Annotated in this window: 23 protein-coding genes; 16 read left to right on the top strand and 7 right to left on the bottom strand. The window is 61.6% G+C overall.

Annotated features, from left to right (window positions below; genetic code table 11):
- Positions 1 to 14: 14 nt before the first annotated feature.
- Genes VZC39_RS15945 through VZC39_RS15925 form a run of 5 tightly spaced genes read right to left on the bottom strand, consistent with a single transcriptional unit; the run spans position 15 to position 1,815 of the window.
- Positions 15 to 458 carry a hypothetical protein gene (locus VZC39_RS15945; RefSeq protein ID WP_434663825.1) on the bottom strand — a complete coding sequence of 148 codons (444 nt, stop codon included), beginning with the start codon at positions 456 to 458 and terminating at the stop codon, positions 15 to 17.
- A 15-nt stretch (positions 459 to 473) separates the two neighbouring features.
- Positions 474 to 692, bottom strand: a complete 219-nt coding sequence (locus VZC39_RS15940) for a hypothetical protein (RefSeq protein WP_104455397.1) — start codon at positions 690 to 692, stop codon at positions 474 to 476.
- A complete protein-coding gene (locus VZC39_RS15935; protein ID WP_048209134.1) occupies positions 689 to 946 on the bottom strand; it encodes an ogr/Delta-like zinc finger family protein in 258 nt (85 codons plus the stop codon). Before VZC39_RS15935 ends, VZC39_RS15940 begins: the two co-directional genes overlap by 4 nt.
- An 11-nt stretch (positions 947 to 957) precedes the next feature.
- Positions 958 to 1,473, bottom strand: coding sequence for a phage regulatory CII family protein (locus VZC39_RS15930; protein ID WP_223920638.1), 516 nt, complete (start codon positions 1,471 to 1,473; stop codon positions 958 to 960).
- 33 nt (positions 1,474 to 1,506) lie between these two features.
- Positions 1,507 to 1,815, bottom strand: a complete 309-nt coding sequence (locus VZC39_RS15925) for a hypothetical protein (protein WP_158656249.1) — start codon at positions 1,813 to 1,815, stop codon at positions 1,507 to 1,509.
- A 487-nt stretch (positions 1,816 to 2,302) separates the two neighbouring features.
- Between VZC39_RS15925 and VZC39_RS15920 the strand changes: the two genes are divergently transcribed.
- From VZC39_RS15920 to VZC39_RS15875, 10 genes are all read left to right on the top strand, one after another.
- A complete protein-coding gene (locus VZC39_RS15920; RefSeq protein ID WP_239053059.1) occupies positions 2,303 to 2,827 on the top strand; it encodes a S24 family peptidase in 525 nt (174 codons plus the stop codon).
- 6 nt (positions 2,828 to 2,833) lie between these two features.
- On the top strand, positions 2,834 to 3,289 hold the full coding sequence (locus VZC39_RS15915; RefSeq protein WP_434663820.1) for a hypothetical protein: 456 nt from the start codon (positions 2,834 to 2,836) through the stop codon (positions 3,287 to 3,289).
- Positions 3,282 to 3,806 (top strand): hypothetical protein, encoded by a 525-nt coding sequence (locus tag VZC39_RS15910; RefSeq protein WP_434663818.1) that lies wholly within the window; start codon positions 3,282 to 3,284, stop codon positions 3,804 to 3,806. The genes VZC39_RS15915 and VZC39_RS15910 overlap by 8 nt, the downstream gene beginning before the upstream one ends.
- Positions 3,807 to 3,862: 56 nt before the next feature.
- Positions 3,863 to 4,909 (top strand): phage integrase, encoded by a 1,047-nt coding sequence (locus tag VZC39_RS15905; RefSeq protein ID WP_104452397.1) that lies wholly within the window; start codon positions 3,863 to 3,865, stop codon positions 4,907 to 4,909.
- A 109-nt stretch (positions 4,910 to 5,018) separates the two neighbouring features.
- Positions 5,019 to 5,486: a xanthine phosphoribosyltransferase gene (gene gpt, locus VZC39_RS15900; protein WP_349919318.1), complete on the top strand. Its 468-nt coding sequence runs from the start codon at positions 5,019 to 5,021 to the stop codon at positions 5,484 to 5,486.
- Between the two features lie 170 nt (positions 5,487 to 5,656).
- Positions 5,657 to 6,925 carry an esterase FrsA gene (gene frsA, locus VZC39_RS15895; protein ID WP_434663814.1) on the top strand — a complete coding sequence of 423 codons (1,269 nt, stop codon included), beginning with the start codon at positions 5,657 to 5,659 and terminating at the stop codon, positions 6,923 to 6,925.
- 62 nt (positions 6,926 to 6,987) lie between these two features.
- Positions 6,988 to 7,380, top strand: coding sequence for a sigma factor-binding protein Crl (gene crl, locus VZC39_RS15890; RefSeq protein WP_434663812.1), 393 nt, complete (start codon positions 6,988 to 6,990; stop codon positions 7,378 to 7,380).
- A gap of 178 nt (positions 7,381 to 7,558) precedes the next feature.
- Entirely contained in the window at positions 7,559 to 8,662 is a 1,104-nt protein-coding gene (gene proB, locus VZC39_RS15885) for a glutamate 5-kinase (RefSeq protein WP_349919315.1), read from the top strand.
- A 108-nt stretch (positions 8,663 to 8,770) separates the two neighbouring features.
- Positions 8,771 to 10,024, top strand: a complete 1,254-nt coding sequence (locus tag VZC39_RS15880) for a glutamate-5-semialdehyde dehydrogenase (RefSeq protein ID WP_434663810.1) — start codon at positions 8,771 to 8,773, stop codon at positions 10,022 to 10,024.
- Between the two features lie 156 nt (positions 10,025 to 10,180).
- A complete protein-coding gene (locus tag VZC39_RS15875; protein ID WP_434663808.1) occupies positions 10,181 to 10,816 on the top strand; it encodes a murein L,D-transpeptidase catalytic domain family protein in 636 nt (211 codons plus the stop codon).
- A 57-nt stretch (positions 10,817 to 10,873) separates the two neighbouring features.
- Here VZC39_RS15875 and VZC39_RS15870 read toward each other — a convergent pair whose 3' ends face one another.
- The gene (locus VZC39_RS15870) at positions 10,874 to 11,302 is read right to left on the bottom strand and encodes a universal stress protein (RefSeq protein WP_349919311.1); all 429 of its coding nucleotides are present in this window, start codon (positions 11,300 to 11,302) and stop codon (positions 10,874 to 10,876) included.
- A 186-nt stretch (positions 11,303 to 11,488) separates the two neighbouring features.
- On the opposite strand from VZC39_RS15870, the gene VZC39_RS15865 reads away from it, so the two are divergent.
- Positions 11,489 to 12,223, top strand: a complete 735-nt coding sequence (locus VZC39_RS15865; RefSeq protein ID WP_434663806.1) for a hypothetical protein — start codon at positions 11,489 to 11,491, stop codon at positions 12,221 to 12,223.
- Positions 12,224 to 12,383: 160 nt separating this feature from the next.
- Here the strand turns inward: VZC39_RS15865 and VZC39_RS15860 are convergent, their stop codons facing one another.
- Positions 12,384 to 12,899: an RNA methyltransferase gene (locus VZC39_RS15860; RefSeq protein ID WP_434663803.1), complete on the bottom strand. Its 516-nt coding sequence runs from the start codon at positions 12,897 to 12,899 to the stop codon at positions 12,384 to 12,386.
- A 308-nt stretch (positions 12,900 to 13,207) separates the two neighbouring features.
- Here VZC39_RS15860 and VZC39_RS15855 point away from each other — a divergent pair, with 308 nt between their 5' ends.
- The 5 genes from VZC39_RS15855 (at position 13,208) to VZC39_RS15835 (ending at position 19,947) form a co-directional block, all read left to right on the top strand.
- On the top strand, positions 13,208 to 15,838 hold the full coding sequence (locus VZC39_RS15855) for a nitrate reductase (protein WP_434663801.1): 2,631 nt from the start codon (positions 13,208 to 13,210) through the stop codon (positions 15,836 to 15,838).
- Between the two features lie 28 nt (positions 15,839 to 15,866).
- Positions 15,867 to 16,625 (top strand): uroporphyrinogen-III C-methyltransferase, encoded by a 759-nt coding sequence (gene cobA, locus VZC39_RS15850; RefSeq protein WP_434663798.1) that lies wholly within the window; start codon positions 15,867 to 15,869, stop codon positions 16,623 to 16,625.
- Between the two features lie 126 nt (positions 16,626 to 16,751).
- Positions 16,752 to 17,336 carry an ANTAR domain-containing response regulator gene (locus VZC39_RS15845; protein ID WP_434663797.1) on the top strand — a complete coding sequence of 195 codons (585 nt, stop codon included), beginning with the start codon at positions 16,752 to 16,754 and terminating at the stop codon, positions 17,334 to 17,336.
- A 296-nt stretch (positions 17,337 to 17,632) separates the two neighbouring features.
- Positions 17,633 to 18,991, top strand: coding sequence for a CmpA/NrtA family ABC transporter substrate-binding protein (locus tag VZC39_RS15840; RefSeq protein ID WP_434663794.1), 1,359 nt, complete (start codon positions 17,633 to 17,635; stop codon positions 18,989 to 18,991).
- A 14-nt stretch (positions 18,992 to 19,005) separates the two neighbouring features.
- Positions 19,006 to 19,947, top strand: a complete 942-nt coding sequence (locus tag VZC39_RS15835) for an ABC transporter permease (protein ID WP_434663791.1) — start codon at positions 19,006 to 19,008, stop codon at positions 19,945 to 19,947.
- Positions 19,948 to 19,956: the final 9 nt, after the last annotated feature.

The following is a 19,956-nucleotide window of genomic DNA, read 5'->3' as shown; positions in this document are numbered from 1 at the left end:
GATAGCGGGGTTTTTTATTGGCCGCTTCCGGCCACCTTCTGCAAAACCGCTCTGCGGCTTTCCAATATGCCGGCCTGCTCGTTAAGCTCGGCCCGGCGCTTGTTCTCGTGTTCTGCCTGTTCCTGCTCGCTGCGGGTTGGCCCCTCAATGCGGCGTGTGGTGCGGTGCCACTCGCGGCGGTGCAGCACGCCGCCATCAAACTCATGCAGGGTTGCCATCAGCGCACCCAGGGCGAGGCGGATCGCCTCTTGCTGGTCAAAGTCGAACTGGTCCAGCTCGCGCCCGGCTTGGGTGGTCGACACTCCGGCGGCGTAGCAGATGACGGCGCGGGCCCGGGTCGGCAGGCGTGACCAGCGGCTGGCCGCCCCATTGCGGCCGAACTGGGCGCGCATCTCTGCCAGCGCCACCTCTGCGGCGCTGGGCTGTTGAACGAGCTCGAAGATCTTTGCGGTGTTCATGGGGCGGCCCTCCGGTTATGCCTGCAGCAGCTTGGTCAGCCAGTGCGGGCGAGGTTGATGGCACGGCTGGAAGCGCAGCGCGCCACGGCGGCCCTGGCTGTCTTCCAGATAACTGCCGTCGAAACGGGTGGTGTTGCGCATCACCGGCTCGTCACCGCTGGTGACGACGGTGGCGCGGTTGAACAGCAAAAACGGCAGCGGGATCAGCCCCGGCTGCTCGGCGCGCAGTTTCATGCTGACTCCTTGAGCGGGACGCTCTTCGACATGGTTTTGTGGTTTTTGCCCACGCCTTTGCAGAACGGCAGCACGATGGCCGGATTGGGCATGGCGGATGGGCTGATGGTGCCGACGATTTCAAACGCCGCCTTGAAGGTGTGGCCGCAGTCGACATTGCTGCAGGCGTAATAGGCATGGCCTGTCAGCGGGCTCATTTTGGTGGAGGTGCGGGTATTCGCGTGGTAACCGCAGTGGGGGCAAATCAATCTCATGGTCTGGTCTCCTATGCGCCGATGGCGGCGCGGGCCATATCAGCAGCGCACGCGAGGCTGGGGATGGCGTGAAAGCGGTCCTCGACCTCGGTAGCCAGCAGCACAAGGTGCTCGATGCCTGCCCAGATGCCGGTGACGACGGTGTTTCGGTGTGATTTGGTGACGCGGTCACCGGCGAGAAGGGTGGTGGCCTGGGCCGTGACGCCCAGGATCTGGGCCCCCGCATTGAGGGCCTGCTGGGCGCGGGCCTCTGGGGCAACCTGGGCTGCATCGGGCAGACGAACAGCGGTCAGGCCGCAGTCAAACAGCAGGCCATCAAACAGGGTGTCGTCGCCGGTGGCGTGGTAGAGGGCGATGAGATCGTGCGCAGTCAGGTTGTGCCGCTCACACGCCGGGTTGAATTTGTTGTGCAGCACGTGGTGTGACATGCCGATGGTTTCAGCCAATTGGCTGATGTTGTGCGCCTGCTTGAACAGGTCGCAGGCCCCTGCAAAGTGGCTGTGTGAACGAGTGCGCTGGTTTGACACTTTATCCCCCTGTGCTCAATCGCTACCGTTAGGTCAAGCAGCAGCGCGCTGGCGCGACTTGCTGGTCGAATCCTTGGCCACACGACGACGGGAGTTCTCATGAACGAACTTGAAGTAGTGTTCCGGCTCCTTGGTCATCTCGCGCCAGCGGTGCAGATTGACCCACGGCTTGTCGCCAGCACGCAGTTTGGGAACGATGGGCAGGCGCCCGTCGCTGATCATGTCCTGGGCGGTGCGCAGTGGCAGGTCGAACTTGAGTTCGTCCCGCAGCATGGTGAGGAAGGCATCCAGCGGAATGGCCGGCAGCATGGTGAGCGCAAGGCTCTGTTTGATGGTTTCCAACTGGCGCAGCACTTCTGCCAGTGCGTCAACTGGAGGTTGAACGGCGTCACCTATCGGTGAGGCATGCGCCCCTAAAGGCTGTCTTTCGGTGTCACGTTGCGTCATACTGCGCCCCTATCCCTATTTTATTTGCCTTTCAATGCGTTGAACCCCCTAGTTTGCGACCTATGGGTTACAACGAGACTTGTAGGGTGAGAGTATACGGTCGCGCGGCATCGCGCAACCGAAAGATCTCAAAACAACCTGAGGCTTTCAATTTATGGAGATTGTTAACGGCAGCACATTCGACATGAAGGGTTTCGCAAAGCGAATGGAAGCTCTGATAGGCAGAGAGAGCTATAAGTCGTTTTCGAGGCGGGTAGGTGTGAGCGATGCAGTACTGCGCAAGTACGTGACTGGCGAAACAATGCCCTCTGTGGGACAAGTTTCCCAGATCTGTGGTCATGAGCCTCGGTTGTTCTTATGGCTATGTCTTGGCTTAGGAGATATGCCTGAAGAGGTTGCCGTTCTTCCTGAGGTGCCACGCAATGCCCTGGCGGGTCATAGTAAAGAGCCAGTAGCGCTCGAAGAGTCCGGAGCTTCCTACCACCAGATGCAGGATTACACCCTGGTCGACTGCTACCAGGTGTTTGCGTCGGCCGGGTTCGGCGCCACTGTTTCCGACGAGCTGAAAACCGAGCCCATGGCGTTTCGCACCGACTGGCTCAAGAAAGAGGGGTTGGCACCGGAACGGCTGGCGGTTATCCGCGCCAAGGGCGACAGCATGGAGCCCACCATCAGCAATAACGACATCATCCTGGTGAACCTGTGCAACGGCGATGCCCTACGCGATGGCCTCTATGTGCTGCGCATTGGCGACAGCCTGCTGGTGAAGCGGCTGCAATTCGATGTGCTCGGCGGGATCAAGGTCATCTCTGACAATCCTGGCTATGAAACCCAGGTGGTGACCAAGGACCAACGGGCCGATGTGCATATCGTCGGCCGCGTGGCATGGGCAGGGAAGAAGTTTTAATGCATCATGGCGATAGCTGCTTTAGCGGCAGCATATCGTAGGTTGTGTGAAGACAATCAGAATATCAAGGCGACATTTATGTCAAAAAAGATGCCAGAAGCACTTAAAATTCGATTTGAAAAGATAACACCTAGGGTTATCGCTAAGTACTTCTCTGAGAAGGGATTCAAACCGAAATGTTCGCAATGTGGAGCAACGAATTATGTTGCAACAACTTATGAGTCCTCAGACACTGGAAGCGACGGCAAAAACTATAGAGTACTTGAAGTTTTTGAATTGAGCGGGGTAAACGTAGAACCTCCTACCCAGCTCAAGGTCTATCCATTGCTTTGCCGTAATTGCGGTACAATTTGGAACATAGATGCCCTCCGCATTCTGGAATGGAAGGAGATCTCTGATCGGATTGAAGCGGATTCCAATGAGAGTCATGTTCTAGATGAGGATGAAGAAGAGCATGAGTAATCAAGAAGCAATCCCTATTAGCAACGGCCGCAACAGACCAGTAATGAGAGTCGTTGATGACATCCCGAGTAACGGTAATGGTGGTGGAGGAGGAGGAGTGCTAGAAGCTCGTGTTGCTCGCCTCGAATCTGGGGTCGAGCACATCCTGAGGGATGTGGCCGATGTCAAAGACTCGGCGAAAGTACTGATGGCCGATACAACCGATATCAAAATTCGGCTGGAAAAGATGGGGGGGCGGCAAGACCTTTTTGAGTTAAAGCTCGACGCGGTGGACAAAAAAATCGATAGCAAGTTCGAGTCCATGGACAAGAAGATCGATACCAAGTTCGAAGCCAATGACAAGAAGGTCGATACAAAGTTTGACACTGTAGATAAAAAGTTCGACGGGCTAGACAAGAAATTTGCCACCAAAGAAGACCTTCAAGCTGCGCTGCACAGTCAGACCAAATGGCTAATTGTAACCATGTTTGCCTTGGTGACTGGTGTACTCGCTTTTCTTAAGTTTGTTGGGGTGTAACCTCTCATACAAAAGGCGCTTGGCGCCTTTTTCATTTCATCTCCCCGTTAAGCACTATGACAGTTCGCAAACTTGATGACGGCAAGCCGCGGCTCTGGCTTGCCGAAGTTTACCCCCAAGGCCGTGAGGGCCCCCGCAAGCGCAAGCGCTTCGCCACCAAGGGCGAGGCGCTGGCCTGGGAAAAGTGGTTGCTGGAAGAGAGCAACAGCAACCCCTGGCTCACCGCCAACAAGGTGACCGAAGACAAGCGGCGCTTGTCCGACGTCATCGACCTCTGGTTCCGTTTGCATGGGCAGACTCTGGTCTCTGGCGAACAGGTCAAGCGCAAACTCGACTTGATGGCCGAGGCGATGGGCAACCCCTATGCGGTCGATCTCAACAAGGGGCATTTCGCCACGTACCGGGAAGGGCGGCTCACTGGAGCCATCATCTTCCCTGGCCGCTGCCGTGACCGGGCCGCCGGTCCCAAAACGGTGAACGACGAACAGCGCTTGCTGAATGCGGTGTTTGGGGAGCTGATCCGATTGGGGGAGTGGGTGAACCCCCACCCATTGACTGGCTTGCGCCAGGTCAAAACCCATGAATCGGAGATGACCTACCTCACGGCAGCGCAAATCGACATGCTGCTGGCCAGTTGCGCGACCTCCCGGGTGCCGGCGTTGACTACGGTGGTCAAACTCTGTCTGGCCACCGGGGCGCGTTGGTCTGAGGTGCAGGGGCTGACCAGCGCCCAGGTGAGCAAGTATCGGCTGACGTTCACCCAGACCAAGAGCAAGCGCAATCGCTCGGTCCCCATCTCGCCAGAGCTCTATGAACTGATCCCCAAACGCGGCATCCATGAAGGCAGGTTGTTCCCTCCCTGCTATGACGCATTTGAGTATGCCGCGCAAAAATCCGGGGTGAACCTGCCAGAGGGACAACTTTCTCATGTGCTCAGACATACGTTTGCCAGCCATTTTATGATGAATGGTGGTAATATCCTTGTCCTACAGCGAATCCTCGGTCACAGCACCATCACCATGACCATGAGGTACGCCCATTTTGCCCCCGAACATTTGGATGACGCGGTCAGATTAAACCCTCTGATCAGCCCTCACTCATAGGTGAAAAATGGCGGCAAAGTGGCGGCAGAGCTCCGCATGGAATGCGTGATACCGCGTGATGTTGCGCGCTAACCCTTTGTTTTAACTGTAAGTCGTTGAGCCAATTACTATGCCTAAGAAATTTTATGTGTCCTGGGACAACCTGCAACGTGAAGCCCGCCGTCTGGCCCGTCGCCAGTTGCCTGTCAGCCAATGGAAAGGGATCATCGCGGTCAGCCGCGGCGGCCTGGTACCGGCCGCGCTGATGGCCCGTGAACTTGGCATTCGCAATGTCGAAACCCTCTGCATCTCCAGCTATGACCACAACAGCCAGCGTGAGCTGGTGGTAGTGAAGGCCGCGACCACGGCCGGCGATGGCGAAGGCTGGCTGGTGGTGGACGATCTGGTGGACACCGGCGGTACCGCCAAGGCGATCCGTGAGCTCTACCCCAAGGCCAAGTTCATCACCATCTTTGCCAAGCCCATGGGCGAGCCGCTGGTGGACGACTTCGAAGTCGCCATCCCGCAGGATACCTGGATTGAGCAACCCTGGGACATGGCGCTGGAATTCGCCAACCCCATCTGCGACGAAGAGTAAGTCCATCGCTGGCGCCACGCGGCGACGACAAGTCGATGGCACCGTCAGCATGACGGCGTCAGAAAGGTCTCAAAGGGCCCCACTTAGGGGCCCTGTTTTTTTATGCTATGGCTGCCGGGCGTGAAAAGTGGTTAAGATGACCCATAGCCTGAGACAGAAGAGCGACGATTTTGGAACCAAACAACGATACCAACCTGACGGAAAAGCTGTTCACCCGGGTCAAAAAGGTATTGGAGACCTCCGAGATATCCAACTCCAGCCCGGTCGAAGAGCACGACAGCGCCCTGGCCGAGAGCTTCATCGACGGTGCCCTTTCGCCCCATTGGTATAGGCTGCTGCGCCGACCGACCTGGGCCTGGCAGGGCGCGGATCCGGTGGAGGTGGAGCAGACGCTCGCCCACATCGCCATGGGGCAGGGGGAGCGCAGCCATGAGCGGTTCCTCGATACCATCAAGGGCTATGTGCCTGGCAACTGGGTGTACGAGTGGAGTCAGCTGGGTGGTCGTTACTTCAATCAGGGGCGTGAACAGGCGAGTCAGGGGGAGCGGGAAGTCGCCCTGAAGAATCTGCTCAAGGCGGTGCGTTACTACTCCATCGCCAGTTATCCCCATCTCAAGCACGACGAACTGGCGGATCAGGCGCAGCTGCTCGGCAACATGGCGTACCGCGAGGCGGGGCGCCTGTTCAAGGTCCCTCTCAAGGAGTTGCAGGTACCGTTTCGGGGCAAGACCATCCAGGGGTATCTGCACCTGCCGACCACAGAGAAACCCGTGCCCCTGGTCATCGTCAGCGGCGGCATCGACTCGTTGCAGGTGGATTTTCTCAGCTTCTACTTCAAATGCCTCGAACCCCACGGTATCGGCATGCTCTCCCTGGACATGCCGGGCACCGGCTATGCCGAACACTGGCCCCTGGTGCAGGACACCAGCCGGTTGCATCAGGCGGTGCTGCACCATCTGGCTGAGGTGGCCTGGGTGGATCATCAGCGGATCGCCATGGTGGGATTCCGGCTGGCGGGCAATGTGGCGGCACGCCTTGCCTATATAGAGCCGTTCAAGCTGCGGACCGTGGTCTGCATCGGCGCAGGCATCAATCAGGTGTTCACCAACCAGGAGATGTTTGCCCGTTGCCCGCGCATGATGCGCGACGGTCTGGCGAACCGGCTGGGGGCCGACGCGGCCCAGTGGGATCTGCTGCGCACCAAGTGTCAGGTCTTCTCCCTCAAGACGCAGGGTCTGCTGGGGAGTCGCACCTCTGTGCCGATATTGAGTATCGGGCACAAGCGAGATTTTATTTGTCCCGAGCAGGATGTCCGGGCATTGGCCTCTGCCAGCCGCAATGGCAAGGCGGTGGTGTTTGACAAACAACCTCTGCTAGAGGTGTATGACGAGGCGCTGAAAGAGACGGTTGATTGGCTCAAGAAGCACCTATGTACATGATGCAAAACTAAAAGTGTCACATCACCATGTGATGGTATGGCTTGTTCAACAGGGAGGTTAGCATGTCAGAGAGAGTGACCTACAAGCGCTTGCTGCGGCAATTCGCCGCCATTGGCCCCTATCTGCGCGAAGATCTGTGCGAAGAGGGGCGTTACCGCTTCGACTGTCTGTCGGTCTGCGTCAGCGCCAAACCGGCGCCGGACAAACGGGAGTTCTGGGGCTGGTGGCTGGTGCTGGAGCAGGACGATCACCACTTCAGCTATCACTACCAGGTCGGTTTCTACAACGCGGACGGGGAGTGGATAGACAAGCCGCTGCCCAAGAAGCATCAGGCGGAGGTGGAGCGTACCCTCAACCACTTCTACAAGCTCATCAGTGGCAAACTTGCCACCCTGGAGTGCAAGCTCTCGCCTGCCGAGCAGGTGACCAATGAGCTGAGTGTCACCGCCGCCTGACTCATGCCGGCCCCGTCACCACGGGGCCGTTTTCCCATGCTCTCTGCCTTCCCGTGACGTCAAATGCGCGCTTGGCGTACAGTTTCGCCATCATGACCGCGACTCGGCGTAATTGCCTTGCAGGGCAGGGGGGCCGTGGGTATAAAGGGATTCCTTACTTTTTAGCCTCTTAGTTCCCATGGAAAACAGAACCATAGTCGTCAAACTGGGCACCAGCGTGCTCACCGGGGGATCTGCCCGCCTCAACCGTGCCCACATGGTCGAGTTGGTCAGACAGTGTGCCGCGTTGCACCGTGATGGCCATCGCGTCGTCATGGTCACCTCCGGGGCCATCGCCGCCGGTCGTGAACACCTTGGCCACCCTCCCTTGGCGCCGACCCTGCCCAACAAGCAGATGCTGGCGGCCGTTGGCCAGACCCAGCTCATCCGGGTGTGGCAAGACTTGTTCAATCTCTATGGGCTGCATATCGGCCAGATGCTGCTGACCCGCGCCGATCTGGAAGACAGGGAGCGCTATCTCAATGCCCGCGATACCCTGCGCACCCTGCTCGATCACCGCATCATCCCCGTCATCAACGAGAACGACGCTGTGGCCACCGCCGAGATCAAGGTGGGGGACAACGACAACCTCTCCGCCCGCGCCGCCATTTTGGCGGATGCGGACTTGCTGATCCTGCTCACGGATCAGAAAGGACTCTTCACCGCCGATCCCCGCAGCAATCCGGATGCCCAGCTCATCGAAGAGGTGCAGACCATAGACGACACCCTGCGCAAGCTGGCCGGTGACAGCGTCAGCGGCCTGGGAACGGGTGGCATGGCCACCAAGCTGCAGGCGGCCGACGTGGCGCGCCGGGCCGGGGTCAACGTGGTGATCGCTACCGGCCAGATCCCGGAAGTGGTTGGCCGTCTGGCCAAGGGGGAGCGGGTCGGCACCCTGTTTCCGGCCCTGGCATCCCCGCTGGAGGGGCGCAAGAGCTGGATCCTGGCAGGCCCGCCCCCCCATGGCGAGGTACAGGTGGATCAGGGGGCCGTCGCCGCCATGCAGGAGAAAGGATCCAGCTTGCTGCCCAAGGGCATCATAGCGGTGAAAGGAGACTTCGCCCGGGGCGAGGTGGTACGCATTCTCGACCCCAAAGGGAGCGAGCTGGCACGGGGTATCTGCCGTTATGATCACATCGAGCTGGACAAGTTGCGCGGCGTGCATTCGGATCAGATAGAACAGGTATTGGGTTACGGCTATGGCGCCGTGGCCATTCACCGCGACGATATGGTACTGCTGTAAGGCGGTACGCTTGGGCCCAGCCAGGGATAGGTTCATGACCATGGGCCGTTCGCACAGATGATATGGCACCGCGCCAACGCGGTGCCTCAGGTTGAAAGAGGACATGTTATGAGTCTGGAGAAAATGGGGCAGGCCGCCCGCGAAGTCGCCTACCAGCTGGCCACCATCAGCACGGCGCAGAAGAACCGGGCGCTGGCCGCCATCGCCGATGAACTGGAAGCGCGCAGCCCCCAGATCCTGGCCGCCAACGAGAAAGACATCGCGGCGGGCCGGGAGGCGGGTCTCTCCGAGGCCATGCTGGATCGGCTGCTGCTCAACCCGACACGCCTCGCCGGCATAGTCGCGGATGTGCGCAAGGTGATAACGCTGGATGATCCAGTCGGTGCCGAAATAGACCACCGGGTGCTGGAGAACGGCCTGCGCCTCTCTCGTCGCCGGGTGCCGATCGGTGTCATCGGCGTCATCTACGAGGCGCGCCCCAATGTCACCATCGACATCGCCAGCCTCTGCCTCAAGACCGGCAACGCCAGCATACTGCGCGGCGGTCGGGAAACGTTCCACTCCAACCTGGAGCTGGTGCGGGTGATCCAGTCCGCGCTGACGGCCTCCGGCCTGCCCGGTGACGCGGTGCAGTACATCGACAATCCGGATCGTGCCCTGGTGGGTGAGCTGCTGCGCCTCGATCGCTACGTGGACATGATCATCCCCCGCGGCGGCGCCGGCCTGCACAAGATGTGCAAGGAGAACAGCTCCATCCCCGTCATCATCGGTGGCTTCGGCATCAGCCATATCTTCGTGGACGAGAGCGCGGATCTGACCCGGGCCCTCGCGGTCATCGACAACGCCAAGGTGCAGCGCCCCTCCGCCTGCAACGCCCTCGATACCCTGCTGGTCCATGAGAAGGTGGCGGCTGAGTTGTTGCCACGACTAGCCGGGCTGATGAACGAGCGCAAGGTGACCTTGGTGGCGACCCCGGAATCCTTGCCGCTGCTGGTGGAGGCCGACAACCTGAGCGCCGCGGCCGCAGAGGATTTCGATACCGAGTGGCTGGGGCTGACCCTGGGCGTCAAGCTGGTGGCGGATGTGAACGAGGCGCTTGCCCACATGCGCGAGCACAATGCCGGCCACTCCGACGCCATCCTGACCAACGATCTGGCGAACGCCGAGCGTTTCGTCAACGGGGCGGGGTCGGCGGCGGTCTATGTCAATGCGTCCACCCGTTTCACCGATGGCGGCCAGTTTGGTCTCGGCGCCGAGGTGGCGGTCTCGACCCAGATGCTGCACGCCCGTGGCCCCATGGGGCTGACCGAACTCACCAGCTACAAATGGGTAGGGGTGGCGGATTACCTGAGCCGCGCCTGAGTCAATTCTTGTTGCCCTCATCGGAAATGCCGACGTCTGTCGGCATTTTTATGCTTTTTTATTGCGCCCCATCAGGGGCTTGCATATAACTATCCAGCAAGCCGTGGCGAGATTTTGCTCACTAGGCTACCAGCAAAAACGGGAGCAATTTCAAGGATGAAACAGACAAGCTGGATGACACGGCTGGGCTGGCTCTGGATGAGCCTGCCGTTGCTGCTGGGGGCACTCTGCTTCAGTGGTGCCAGTCAGGCGAGCTGGGATCAGGATCTCTATCGTCAACTGGGTCTGGCGGGCAAGCTCGACAAACAGGTGTTTCGCAAGGCACTCAGCGGCTATCAAAGCGTGCGTCACAAGCGAAAGCCCATTCTCACCATCATCGATTACAGCAAACCCTCGAATCAGCGCCGGCTGTTCGTTATCGACGTCAAGCGCCACAAGCTGCTCTACCACACCTGGGTCAGTCATGGCCGCAACTCCGGCGAGCTGGCGGCGCGCCAGTTCTCCAATCAGCTCAACTCAAGGCAGAGCTCCCTCGGGGTCTATCGCACGGCGGAGACCTACCAGGGCAAGCACGGTTACTCCCTGCGTCTCGATGGCCTGAGCCCCGGCAAAAACAGCAATGCCCGCAAGCGTGCCATCGTGGTGCACGGGGCGGATTACGCGAGTCCGCGGCACCTGCAAAAATATGACAAGCTGGGCCGCAGCTGGGGTTGCCCCGCCCTGCCGAGGGAGCAGTCCAGGGCCATCATCGACATCATCAAGGGGGTGAGCGTCATCTACGCTCACGGCTGAGCAGAAAACACAAGGCCAGCACTGGGCTGGCCTTGTCATCCAAGCAGGGCGTACGGGTTAACGCACCACCAGCACCGGACAGGGGGCGTGGCGTACCACGGATTCGGCGACACTGCCTACCAGCAGGTGGCTGATGCCGGAGCGTCCGTGGCTGCCCATGATCACCATATTCACCTTGTCCTCCTTCGCCTGCTGCACTATCTCGTCGGCGGCACGGCCGAAGCGCACTTCGAAGGTGGCGGGAATGGGCAGGGTGGCAACCAGCTCCTTGAGTTGGCTCTTGGCCTGGCGCTCCATCTCGTGGGTGATCTCGATGGCGGTCATGTGCAGGATCTTGTAGCTGTCGAAACCGTGCAGTTGGTCCACCACGTGGATCAGCTTGAGCTCGGCCTGATGGGTCTGGGCCATGAAGACCGCATAGTCGAGCACGGCCTTGGACATCTCGGAGAAGTCGACGGGGCAGAGTAGCGATTTGATGGATGGCATGATGTGGCTCCTCTTCTGGTTGGGTCACTAATGAATCTTGTGATCCATACTACCTCTTTAGGTGGTAATAACTCACGACTCGCTCGCAAAACCGGGAAAAGATGGGAGCCGACGCGAGAACTTCCTATGCTGTGTTAAGGCGTGAACAGACGGCCAACAGTGTCATCTCCAAGGAAAAACAGGTACATGCTCCGTGCTATCTTGTTGTGCAGCCTACTGCTTATCTGGCCCGTCCGGGCCGACACCATACATGTCTATTGCGATGACTGGCCCGGTTTCTGTCAGGCGGATGGTCACGGCGTCTATCTGGACATAGTGCGCGCCATCTATAAACCCGCTGGCTACGGCATTCATCCGCACATTGTGCCCTACAAGCGGGCGCTGGCGGTGGTGGCGCAGAAGGGAGGGGACATGGCGATGGGGGTCTACCAGGAGGAGGTGGACGGAGTGCATCAACCCCGCTTCCCGGCTTCGGCGGATGACGTGACCGTGCTGATGAAAACGAAATGGCTGCCTGGCTGGGAAGGGGAGCAGAGTCTTCGGGATCAGGATGTGCTCTGGCTGCGAGGCTGGGCGTTTGACAAGTTCATCTCCGAGCCCATGCGCTGGTATGAGATAGACAGCCATGCCATGGCGCTGCAACTGCTGGCCAAGGGGCGCTATCGCTACTACCTGACCGCCGGGGTGCTCTATCCAAAGGCAGACATTCCCCCCGACATGACCCGGGTGTTTCTGCGCTGGGTGCCGACTTACCCCATCTTTGCCGACAACGAGAAAGGGCGGCAACTGGCACAACTATGGGATCCCGGCATGCAATCCTTGATCAAGACCGGCGCCTTGGTGGATATCTACAGGCGCAACCAGCTCTATGAATACTACCGGGAGTTTTTGAAGGCACAGACGCAGAGCCTGAACAAATGACGGCCTGTGCCTGGTTGCCCGGCCGCCGTTTTCATCACCGATGAGCTGTCTGTCATTGGGTAATTCTTCAGATTTTTTCTCTATCTGTTAGGTGCGTACAGATAATCTATTTGTTAATGCATTGAATTCTGGTTTCTTGTGCTGTCACGTCAGGGCTGTTTCAGGCTTCCCGTTTCGCTCTCAGCTCCTTGGCCAGCCGATCATAGAGGATGACGTTGACCGAGGCGGCCAGGTTCATGCAGCCATGGGTCGGCACATAGATGACCTCCTTCACCGCCGCGAAGCGCTCGGGCTCCAGCGTGCCATCCTCCGGGCCGAAGATGTAGAAGGCCCGCTCGGGATGCACATAATCCGGTAGCGAGGTCGCCCCCTCGATGAGATCCACCAGCACCGGGGTGCAGCCAGCGGGAACGAACTCCAGCAGATTGTCGACCCCGAGCAGGGGGATCTTCTCCACCATCTGTTTGGTGTCGGTGGCAAAGCGGCGTGCCAGCTCGAAACGACTGCCGGTGTAGTAGACCTCCTGTGCCCCGTAGCAACCCGCCGCCCGCATCACGGCCCCCACGTTCTCCGGTGACTTGGGATTGACCAGACCAATGGCGCAGCGGATGGCTGCCGCGGGTTCCTGCGAAAGAGGCGCCGCCTGCGCCTTGTTGTTCTGATCGATGTTGTTCATCTGATACACCTCTGTGATTGCAGGGGCGCATTATACCCCTGCTCCGGCATTTGCCCATCGGTGGCCATGTCCGTGCTCCGGGGCCCCATTCGGGGGCAACTGCACCTTGCCGGATCGTGAACGGGCGCCTTTATCCCCCGGCAGCGGGCGGATCGCGTCATGGATCCTGGCGCGAGCCTTGCAATGGACTGACAAGATGAATGAGACCATGCCGGACAAAGGCGTCCGTCCCCCTTGGGGGGCGGGCGCCTTTTTCATTTGGCACGGTGAGGCGGCAGCCGGGCAGCCCGGTGACAAGGAGCAAGGGAATGAAAACCACCTGTGCCTACTGTGGAGTGGGATGCGGCATCCGGTTGAACCGGGAGGGAGAAGGATGGCAATTGACGGGGGACGAGCAGCACCCCGCCAATGGCGGTGCCCTGTGCGTCAAGGGGGCCAGCCTCTTGGAGAGTCTGGATTTTCCTGACCGCCTGCTCTACCCGCGCTGGCAGGGCAAGCGGGTCAGCTGGGACGAGGCGCTCGATACCCTCGCCGAGCGTCTGACCCGGATCCTCGCGGAATCCGGGCCAGATGCCATCGGCATCTATCTGTCGGGTCAGCTCACCACGGAGGATTACTACGTCGCCAACAAGTTGATGAAGGGGTTTATCGGCAGCGCCCATGTGGACACCAACTCCCGGCTCTGCATGTCATCCGCGGTGGTGGCCCACCAGCGGGCCTTCGGCGAGGATCTGGTGCCCGCCTGTTATGAGGATCTGGAGTTGGCGGATCTGGTGATCCTCACCGGGGCCAATACCGCCTGGACCCATCCCGTGCTGTTTCGCCGCCTGCAACAGGCCAGGGTGCGGCGACCAGAACTCAAGCTGGTGGTGCTGGATCCGCGCCGCACCATGACGGCGGAGCAGGGAGATCTGCACCTGCCGCTCAAACCCGGCAGCGATGTGGCGCTCTGGAACGGGCTCTGTCGTTACCTGCTAGACCACGATGGCTGGGACAAGGAGTACGTGGCGCGTCACGTCAGCGGCTTTGCAGAATTGGCGGCCGAACTGGACTCCCCCGAGTGGCAGCTGGAGGCGGTCGCCAGGAGTTGCGATCTCTCCCTCGGCGATCTGCTCGGTTTCTATCGCCTGTTTGCACGCACCCCGCGCACCGTCACCCTGTTTTGCCAGGGGATCAATCAGTCCAATCAGGGGGTGGACAAGGCCAATGCCATCATCAATGCACACCTGCTGTGCGGGCGCATCGGCAAACCGGGGGCGGCGCCCTTCTCCATGACGGGCCAACCCAATGCCATGGGCGGGCGCGAGGTGGGGGGATTGGCGACCCAGCTGGCGGCCCACATGGGATTCACAGAAGTCGAGTGCGATCGGGTGCAACGCTTCTGGCAGAGTCCGACCATAGTGCGGGGGCCGGGTTACAAGGCGGTCGAGTTGCTCGAGGCCGTACACAGGGGGGAGATCCGCGCGCTCTGGGTGCTCGGCACCAACCCGGCCGTCTCTCTGCCCGACGGCAACCGGGTGCGGGAGGCCCTGGCCAGCTGCGAGCTGCTGGTGGTCTCCGAGGTGACGGCCAACACCGACACGGCGCGGCTGGCCCATCTGCTGCTCCCTGCCGCCGCCTGGGGGGAGAAGGGCGGCACCGTCACCAATTCCGAACGTACCATCAGCCGCCAGCGCGCCTTCCTGCCCATGCCGGGTGAGGCGAGGCAGGACTGGTGGGCGCTGACCCAGCTCGCCCGCCGCCTCGGCTTCGGTGCGGCGTTTGCCTACGACCATGAACACGCGATCTTCTGTGAGCATGCGGCGCTCTCCGGCTTCGAGAACGGGGGGGAGCGTCAATTCGACATCTCCGGGTTGGCGCAGTTGTCACGGGCCGAGTTTGAGGCGCTGACCCCCCTTCGCTGGCCCATCAACGAGCGCTGGCCGCAGGGGCGTGCCCGCCTGTTCGAGGATGGCCGCTTCGCCACGGCGGATGGGCGGGCCAGATTGTTGCCACTGCACCAGCAGTTCCCCTCATCCGTGGCCCTGACGGCCTTGCCGCAAGGGGGGGCACTCTCTTTGCTGCTCAACTCGGGGCGGCTGCGGGATCAGTGGCACACCATGACCCGTACCGGCCACGTGCCCCGCCTGCAGGAGGCCGAGCCCTGGCCCAGGGTGAGGATGGGGGCGGCCAGCCTGCTGGCGCTGGGACTCAAGGAGGGGGATCTGGTGCGGCTGCACAACGCATCGGGAGAGGCGCGGCTGCGAGTCGGGCTGGATGAGGGGCTGCGGGAGGGGGAAGCCTTCCTGCCCATGCACTGGACCGACAGCCAGTGCAGCCAGGGGGCGGTCAACCGCCTCCTCCCCGCCGTGGTGGATCCGCTCTCTGGCCAGCCCATGTTCAAACAGGGGCGGGTATGGGTGGAGCCCCAGCCGACCCGTTGGCAGGGGCTCTGGATTGGTTCGCAGCCATGGCGTGAACCGATGGACTGGTGGGCCAGTCGCCCCCTGCCAGAGGGGCATTGCACCCTGCTGGCCTCCTGGTCTGAGCCCCAGGAGGCACTCTGGCAACGGCTGGCCCAGGCTGGCCACTGGCTGAGGTTACCCCTGGCCCAGGGCTGGTGCGCGGTGGCGCTCCAGCAGGGGCGCATCGTTGGCTTGTTGGTGGTGGGGGAGAAGTACCCGGATCTGAAAACCGAACTGCTGGCCAGTCTGCTGGGGACCCCCCTGCAAGGGGGGGCGCTGAGTCAGACCCTGAGCACGGCCCTGCTGGGGGAGAGCCGACTGGTCTGCTCCTGCCTGCGGGTGTCGGAGCAACGCATCGTCGATGCCATCACCCGGCAGGGGGTGAGCGAGCTGGCGGGGCTGCAAGCCCTGCTTGGCTGTGGCAGCAACTGCGGCACCTGCCTGCCTGAAATCGACAAGCTGCTGATCAAACACGTTTACATCGCCTCCGCCTGAGGGCGGCTATCAACACGAGGAGAGTGAGATGAGCCATATCAGCCTGGTGGGGGCCGGCCCCGGCCCTGTGGAGCTGCTGACCTTGCGCGCCTTGCGGCGCATCGAGGCCGCCGAGGTGGTGGTCTACGACCGCCTGGTGGGCGAAGAGATCCTGGCCTGCATTCCCAAGGGGGCCGCCCGTTTCGACGTGGGCAAGCGCTGTGGTGAGCCGAGCCCGAGCCAGAGTCAGATCAATGCCCTGCTGTTGGCGCTGGCCCGTACCGGCAAGCGGGTGGTGCGACTCAAGGGGGGGGATCCCCTGGTGTTTGGTCGTGGCGGAGAAGAAGCGCTGCACCTGGCCCGTCACGGCATCCAAGCCGAACTGGTGCCCGGCATCACGGCCGCCCTGGGCTGCGCCGCCAGTGCCGCCATTCCCTTGACCCACAGGGGGGTGGCCCGTTCGCTGACCCTGATCACCGGCCACCTGATGGAGGAGGAAGACTATCAGGGCTGGCAGGCGCTGGCACGCAGCGGCCATACCCTGGTGTTCTACATGGGACTGGAGCGGGCGGACAGGATCCGCCGGGGATTGCTGGCGGCCGGCGCCCTCCCTGATCTGCCGGTGGCCCTGGTGGTGGCCGGGTGCAGCCCCCGGCAGCAAGTGGTGGAGACCCGGCTGGACGCCCTGGCGCAGGCGGCTGAGTCTCTGCTCGGCCAGAGCCCGGTGCTCATCATGATGGGGGAGGTGGTACGCCTGCGGTCCGAGCTGGACAGTCTGCTGGGACAGGCCATGGAACGGGTCGCCTGAGCGGCCGGCAGGCCCTCTACCTCCACTACCTCTGGAGGAATAAAAAAGGGGTAGATTCAAACAGTTGGCTCTCATGTTGCGTCTTTTTGGCGAAACGGAATGCAATCGCCATTGGCAAGGAGCGCCATGACCACAATGTCCACGGGGAGCCGCACCGGCCCCCCTTCCTGCCTGCTGATCCACGCCGATGATCCGGGCCAGGCCAATCGCCTGGCCCTGCTGGTCAGCCACTATGGCCATCAGCCCAGGATCCTCGACACTCGCCAGTTGCTGAGCCCGGATGTAGAGGGGGATGCTCTGCTCATCAGCAGTCGTCGTTTCGAGGCCGAAGTGAGGCTCGGCCTCTCCCTTCGGATCGGGCTGCCCCGGCTGCTGTTTTGCGAGCGGATCGGGAGCGAGCAACAGATGTCGCTGCTGCAGCAAGGGGTGCTGCTGGTACCCCACGGCTGCGGCGAACGCGAGCCGGTGGAGCAGTGGCTGCGCCTAGCTCGCAGCCAGCTGGCCGTGGTGCAGGCGCTGGCCCGGACCGAGAGTGAACTGCGCCAGAAGCTGGTGGAGCGGCGCCTGATCGAGCAGGCCAAGGGACGGCTGATGCGTCATCAGGGGCTGGACGAGGAGCAGGCTTATCGACTGATGCGCAGCACCGCCATGAGCCGCCATCTGAGCCTGGGGGAGCTGGCCCGGCAACTGCTGCTGGCGTTGCCCGGTTGAATGGGGGCAGCAAACGCCACTTTGGTGCAAGCTTGCCTCAACAAGGCGCAAATAGGGGAGGAGAGGCGCCATCATAACGAGAAACCCCGTGCCCGCTGGGCATCAAGCAGATTGGCATGAAAAATGAATCACTGAGACTGTGAACAAACAAGCGGGGGATGGGTCAGTTCCCCTCCTCCGCAGCAGGGCAAAGAAGCCTCACCGATCCCGGATCGGTGGGGCTTTTTTTTGGTCGCCGTGCGGCAACGAGGCCCCATTGCGATCGCCCGGAACAGTGAACCGAGCGAGGGAATCGAATGAACAAGAGACAAGGATGCGCGGGCCTGTTGTTGGCGATGCTGTCGCTGCCGGTGCTGGCGAAGGTGGGGGCACCCGAGCAGGAGGAGATCCGGCTCGGCTTCATCAAGCTGACCGACATGGCGCCGCTCGCGGTGGCCTATGAGCGCGGCTACTTCGAGGACGAGGGGCTCTACGTCACCCTGGAGGCTCAGGCGAACTGGAAGATCCTGCTGGACAGGGTGATCGATGGCGAGCTGGACGGCGCCCAGATGCTGGCGGGCCAGCCCCTAGCGGCTCACATCGGCATCGGCACCAAGGCCGAGCTGGTGACGGCCTTTGCCATGGATCTCAACGGCAATGCCATCACGGTCGCCAATCCGGTGTGGGCCGCCATGGCCACCCAGCTGCCCAAAGCGGTGGCGGGCCAGGTGCCGGCGCCGGTCAGTGCCGCCACCCTCAAGCCCGTGGTGGAGCAATATCGGCAGGCGGGCAAGCCGTTCAACATGGGGATGGTGTTTCCCGTCTCCCCCCACAACTACGAACTCAGATACTGGCTGGCAGCCGGTGGGCTGAACCCCGGCTTCTATGCCCCCTTGCAGGGGGACAACTCGGGCCAGCGTCAGGCCGATGTGCTGCTGTCGGTCACCCCGCCGCCCCAGATGCCCGCGACCCTGGAGGCGGGCACCATCGCCGGTTACAGCGTGGGAGAGCCCTGGAACCAGCAGGCGGTGGCCAAGGGGATAGGGGTGCCCGTCATCACCGATCTCGAGATCTGGCGCAACAATCCGGAGAAGGTGTTTGGGGTCACCCGTCAGTGGGCGGAACATCATCCCAACAGCCATATCCGCTTGGTGAAGGCGTTGCTGCGGGCGGCCTGGTGGCTGGATGCCGAACAGAATGCCAACCGGCGCGAAGCGGCCAAACTGCTGGCGAAACCGGAATACGTGGGGGCGGATGAGGGGGTGATCGCCAACTCCATGACCGGCACCTTCGAATATGGCAAGGGGGATGTGCGCCAGCTGCCGGATTTCAACGTCTTCTTTCGTCATCACGCCACCTATCCCTACTACTCGGACGCCATCTGGTATCTGACCCAGATGCGGCGCTGGGGCCAGATCCCCGAGGCGCAGCCTGATACCTGGTTCGAGCAGGTGGCGAAGGCCGTCTATCGCCCGGAGATCTACCGTCAGGCGGCCGAAGAACTGATCGCCGAGGGCAAGTTCAAGGCGCAGGATTTCCCCGATTTTGCCAGCGAGCAGGGTTATCGGGGTCCCCAGGATGGCTTCATCGATGGCCTCATCTACGACGGCCGTCACCCGAATGCCTATCTGCAACAGTTCGCCATCGGCCTCAAGGGCGATGAGCGGGTGCAATGAGCAAGGAGCCCATGATGCAAGGATACAGATGGCAACAGATATTGACTCCCCTGGTGCAGCCCCTGCTCGGTGTGCTGCTGTTTCTCGGCCTCTGGCAGTGGGGGGCAAGCCAGGTACAGACCAGTCTGGGAGCCCTGCCGGGGCCGCTTGCGACCGCCAGCCAATTCTGGGCCCTGGGGCAGGATCACCTGGCGGAACGGGAGAAGGCGGATGCCTTCCTCGAGCGCCAGAAGGTGCGCAATGCCGAGCTGCTGGCCGAGGATCCGGCGGCGAAGGTGACGCTGCGTCCCTATACCGGGCGTCCCACCTTCTTCGACCAGATCGCCACCAGCCTGCTCACCGTGCTGTGCGGTTTCGGGCTCGCGACCCTGATCGCCATCCCGTGCGGGGTGCTGCTCGGCATGAATCAGGGGCTCTATCGCGCCGCCAACCCGGTCATTCAGCTGCTCAAGCCGGTATCGCCTCTGGCCTGGCTGCCCCTCATCACCCTGGTGGTGAGCGCGCTCTACGCCAGCCCGACGCCCTGGCTTGCGAAGTCATTTCTCACCTCGGCGCTGACGGTCACCCTCTGCTCCCTCTGGCCGACCCTGATCAACACCGCCGTCGGGGTGGCGGGGCTGGACAGGGATCTGCACAACGTCAGCCGGGTGCTGCAACTGTCGTTTGTGACCCATGTGCGCCGCATCGTGCTGCCCGGCGCCCTTCCCATGATCTTCACCGGTCTGCGGCTCTCCCTCGGGGTGGCCTGGATGGTGCTGATCGCGGCGGAGATGCTGGCCCAGAACCCGGGGCTAGGCAAGTTCGTCTGGGACGAGTTCCAGAGCGGAGGCGCCTCGTCGTTGGCCCGCATCATGGTGGCGGTGATCACCATAGGGCTCATCGGCTGCGCCCTGGACAGGGGCATGCTGGCCCTGCAGCAGTGGCTCTCCTGGGACAAGCGCCAGGTATTGCGCTAAGCGAGCCCG

The sequence above is a fragment of the Aeromonas sp. NJAU223 genome, from assembly GCF_051125555.1.
GTDB lineage: Bacteria > Pseudomonadota > Gammaproteobacteria > Enterobacterales > Aeromonadaceae > Aeromonas > Aeromonas veronii_G.
Note: the sequence above shows the minus strand (reverse complement) of the source record. Positions and strands in the feature narration are given on the sequence as shown.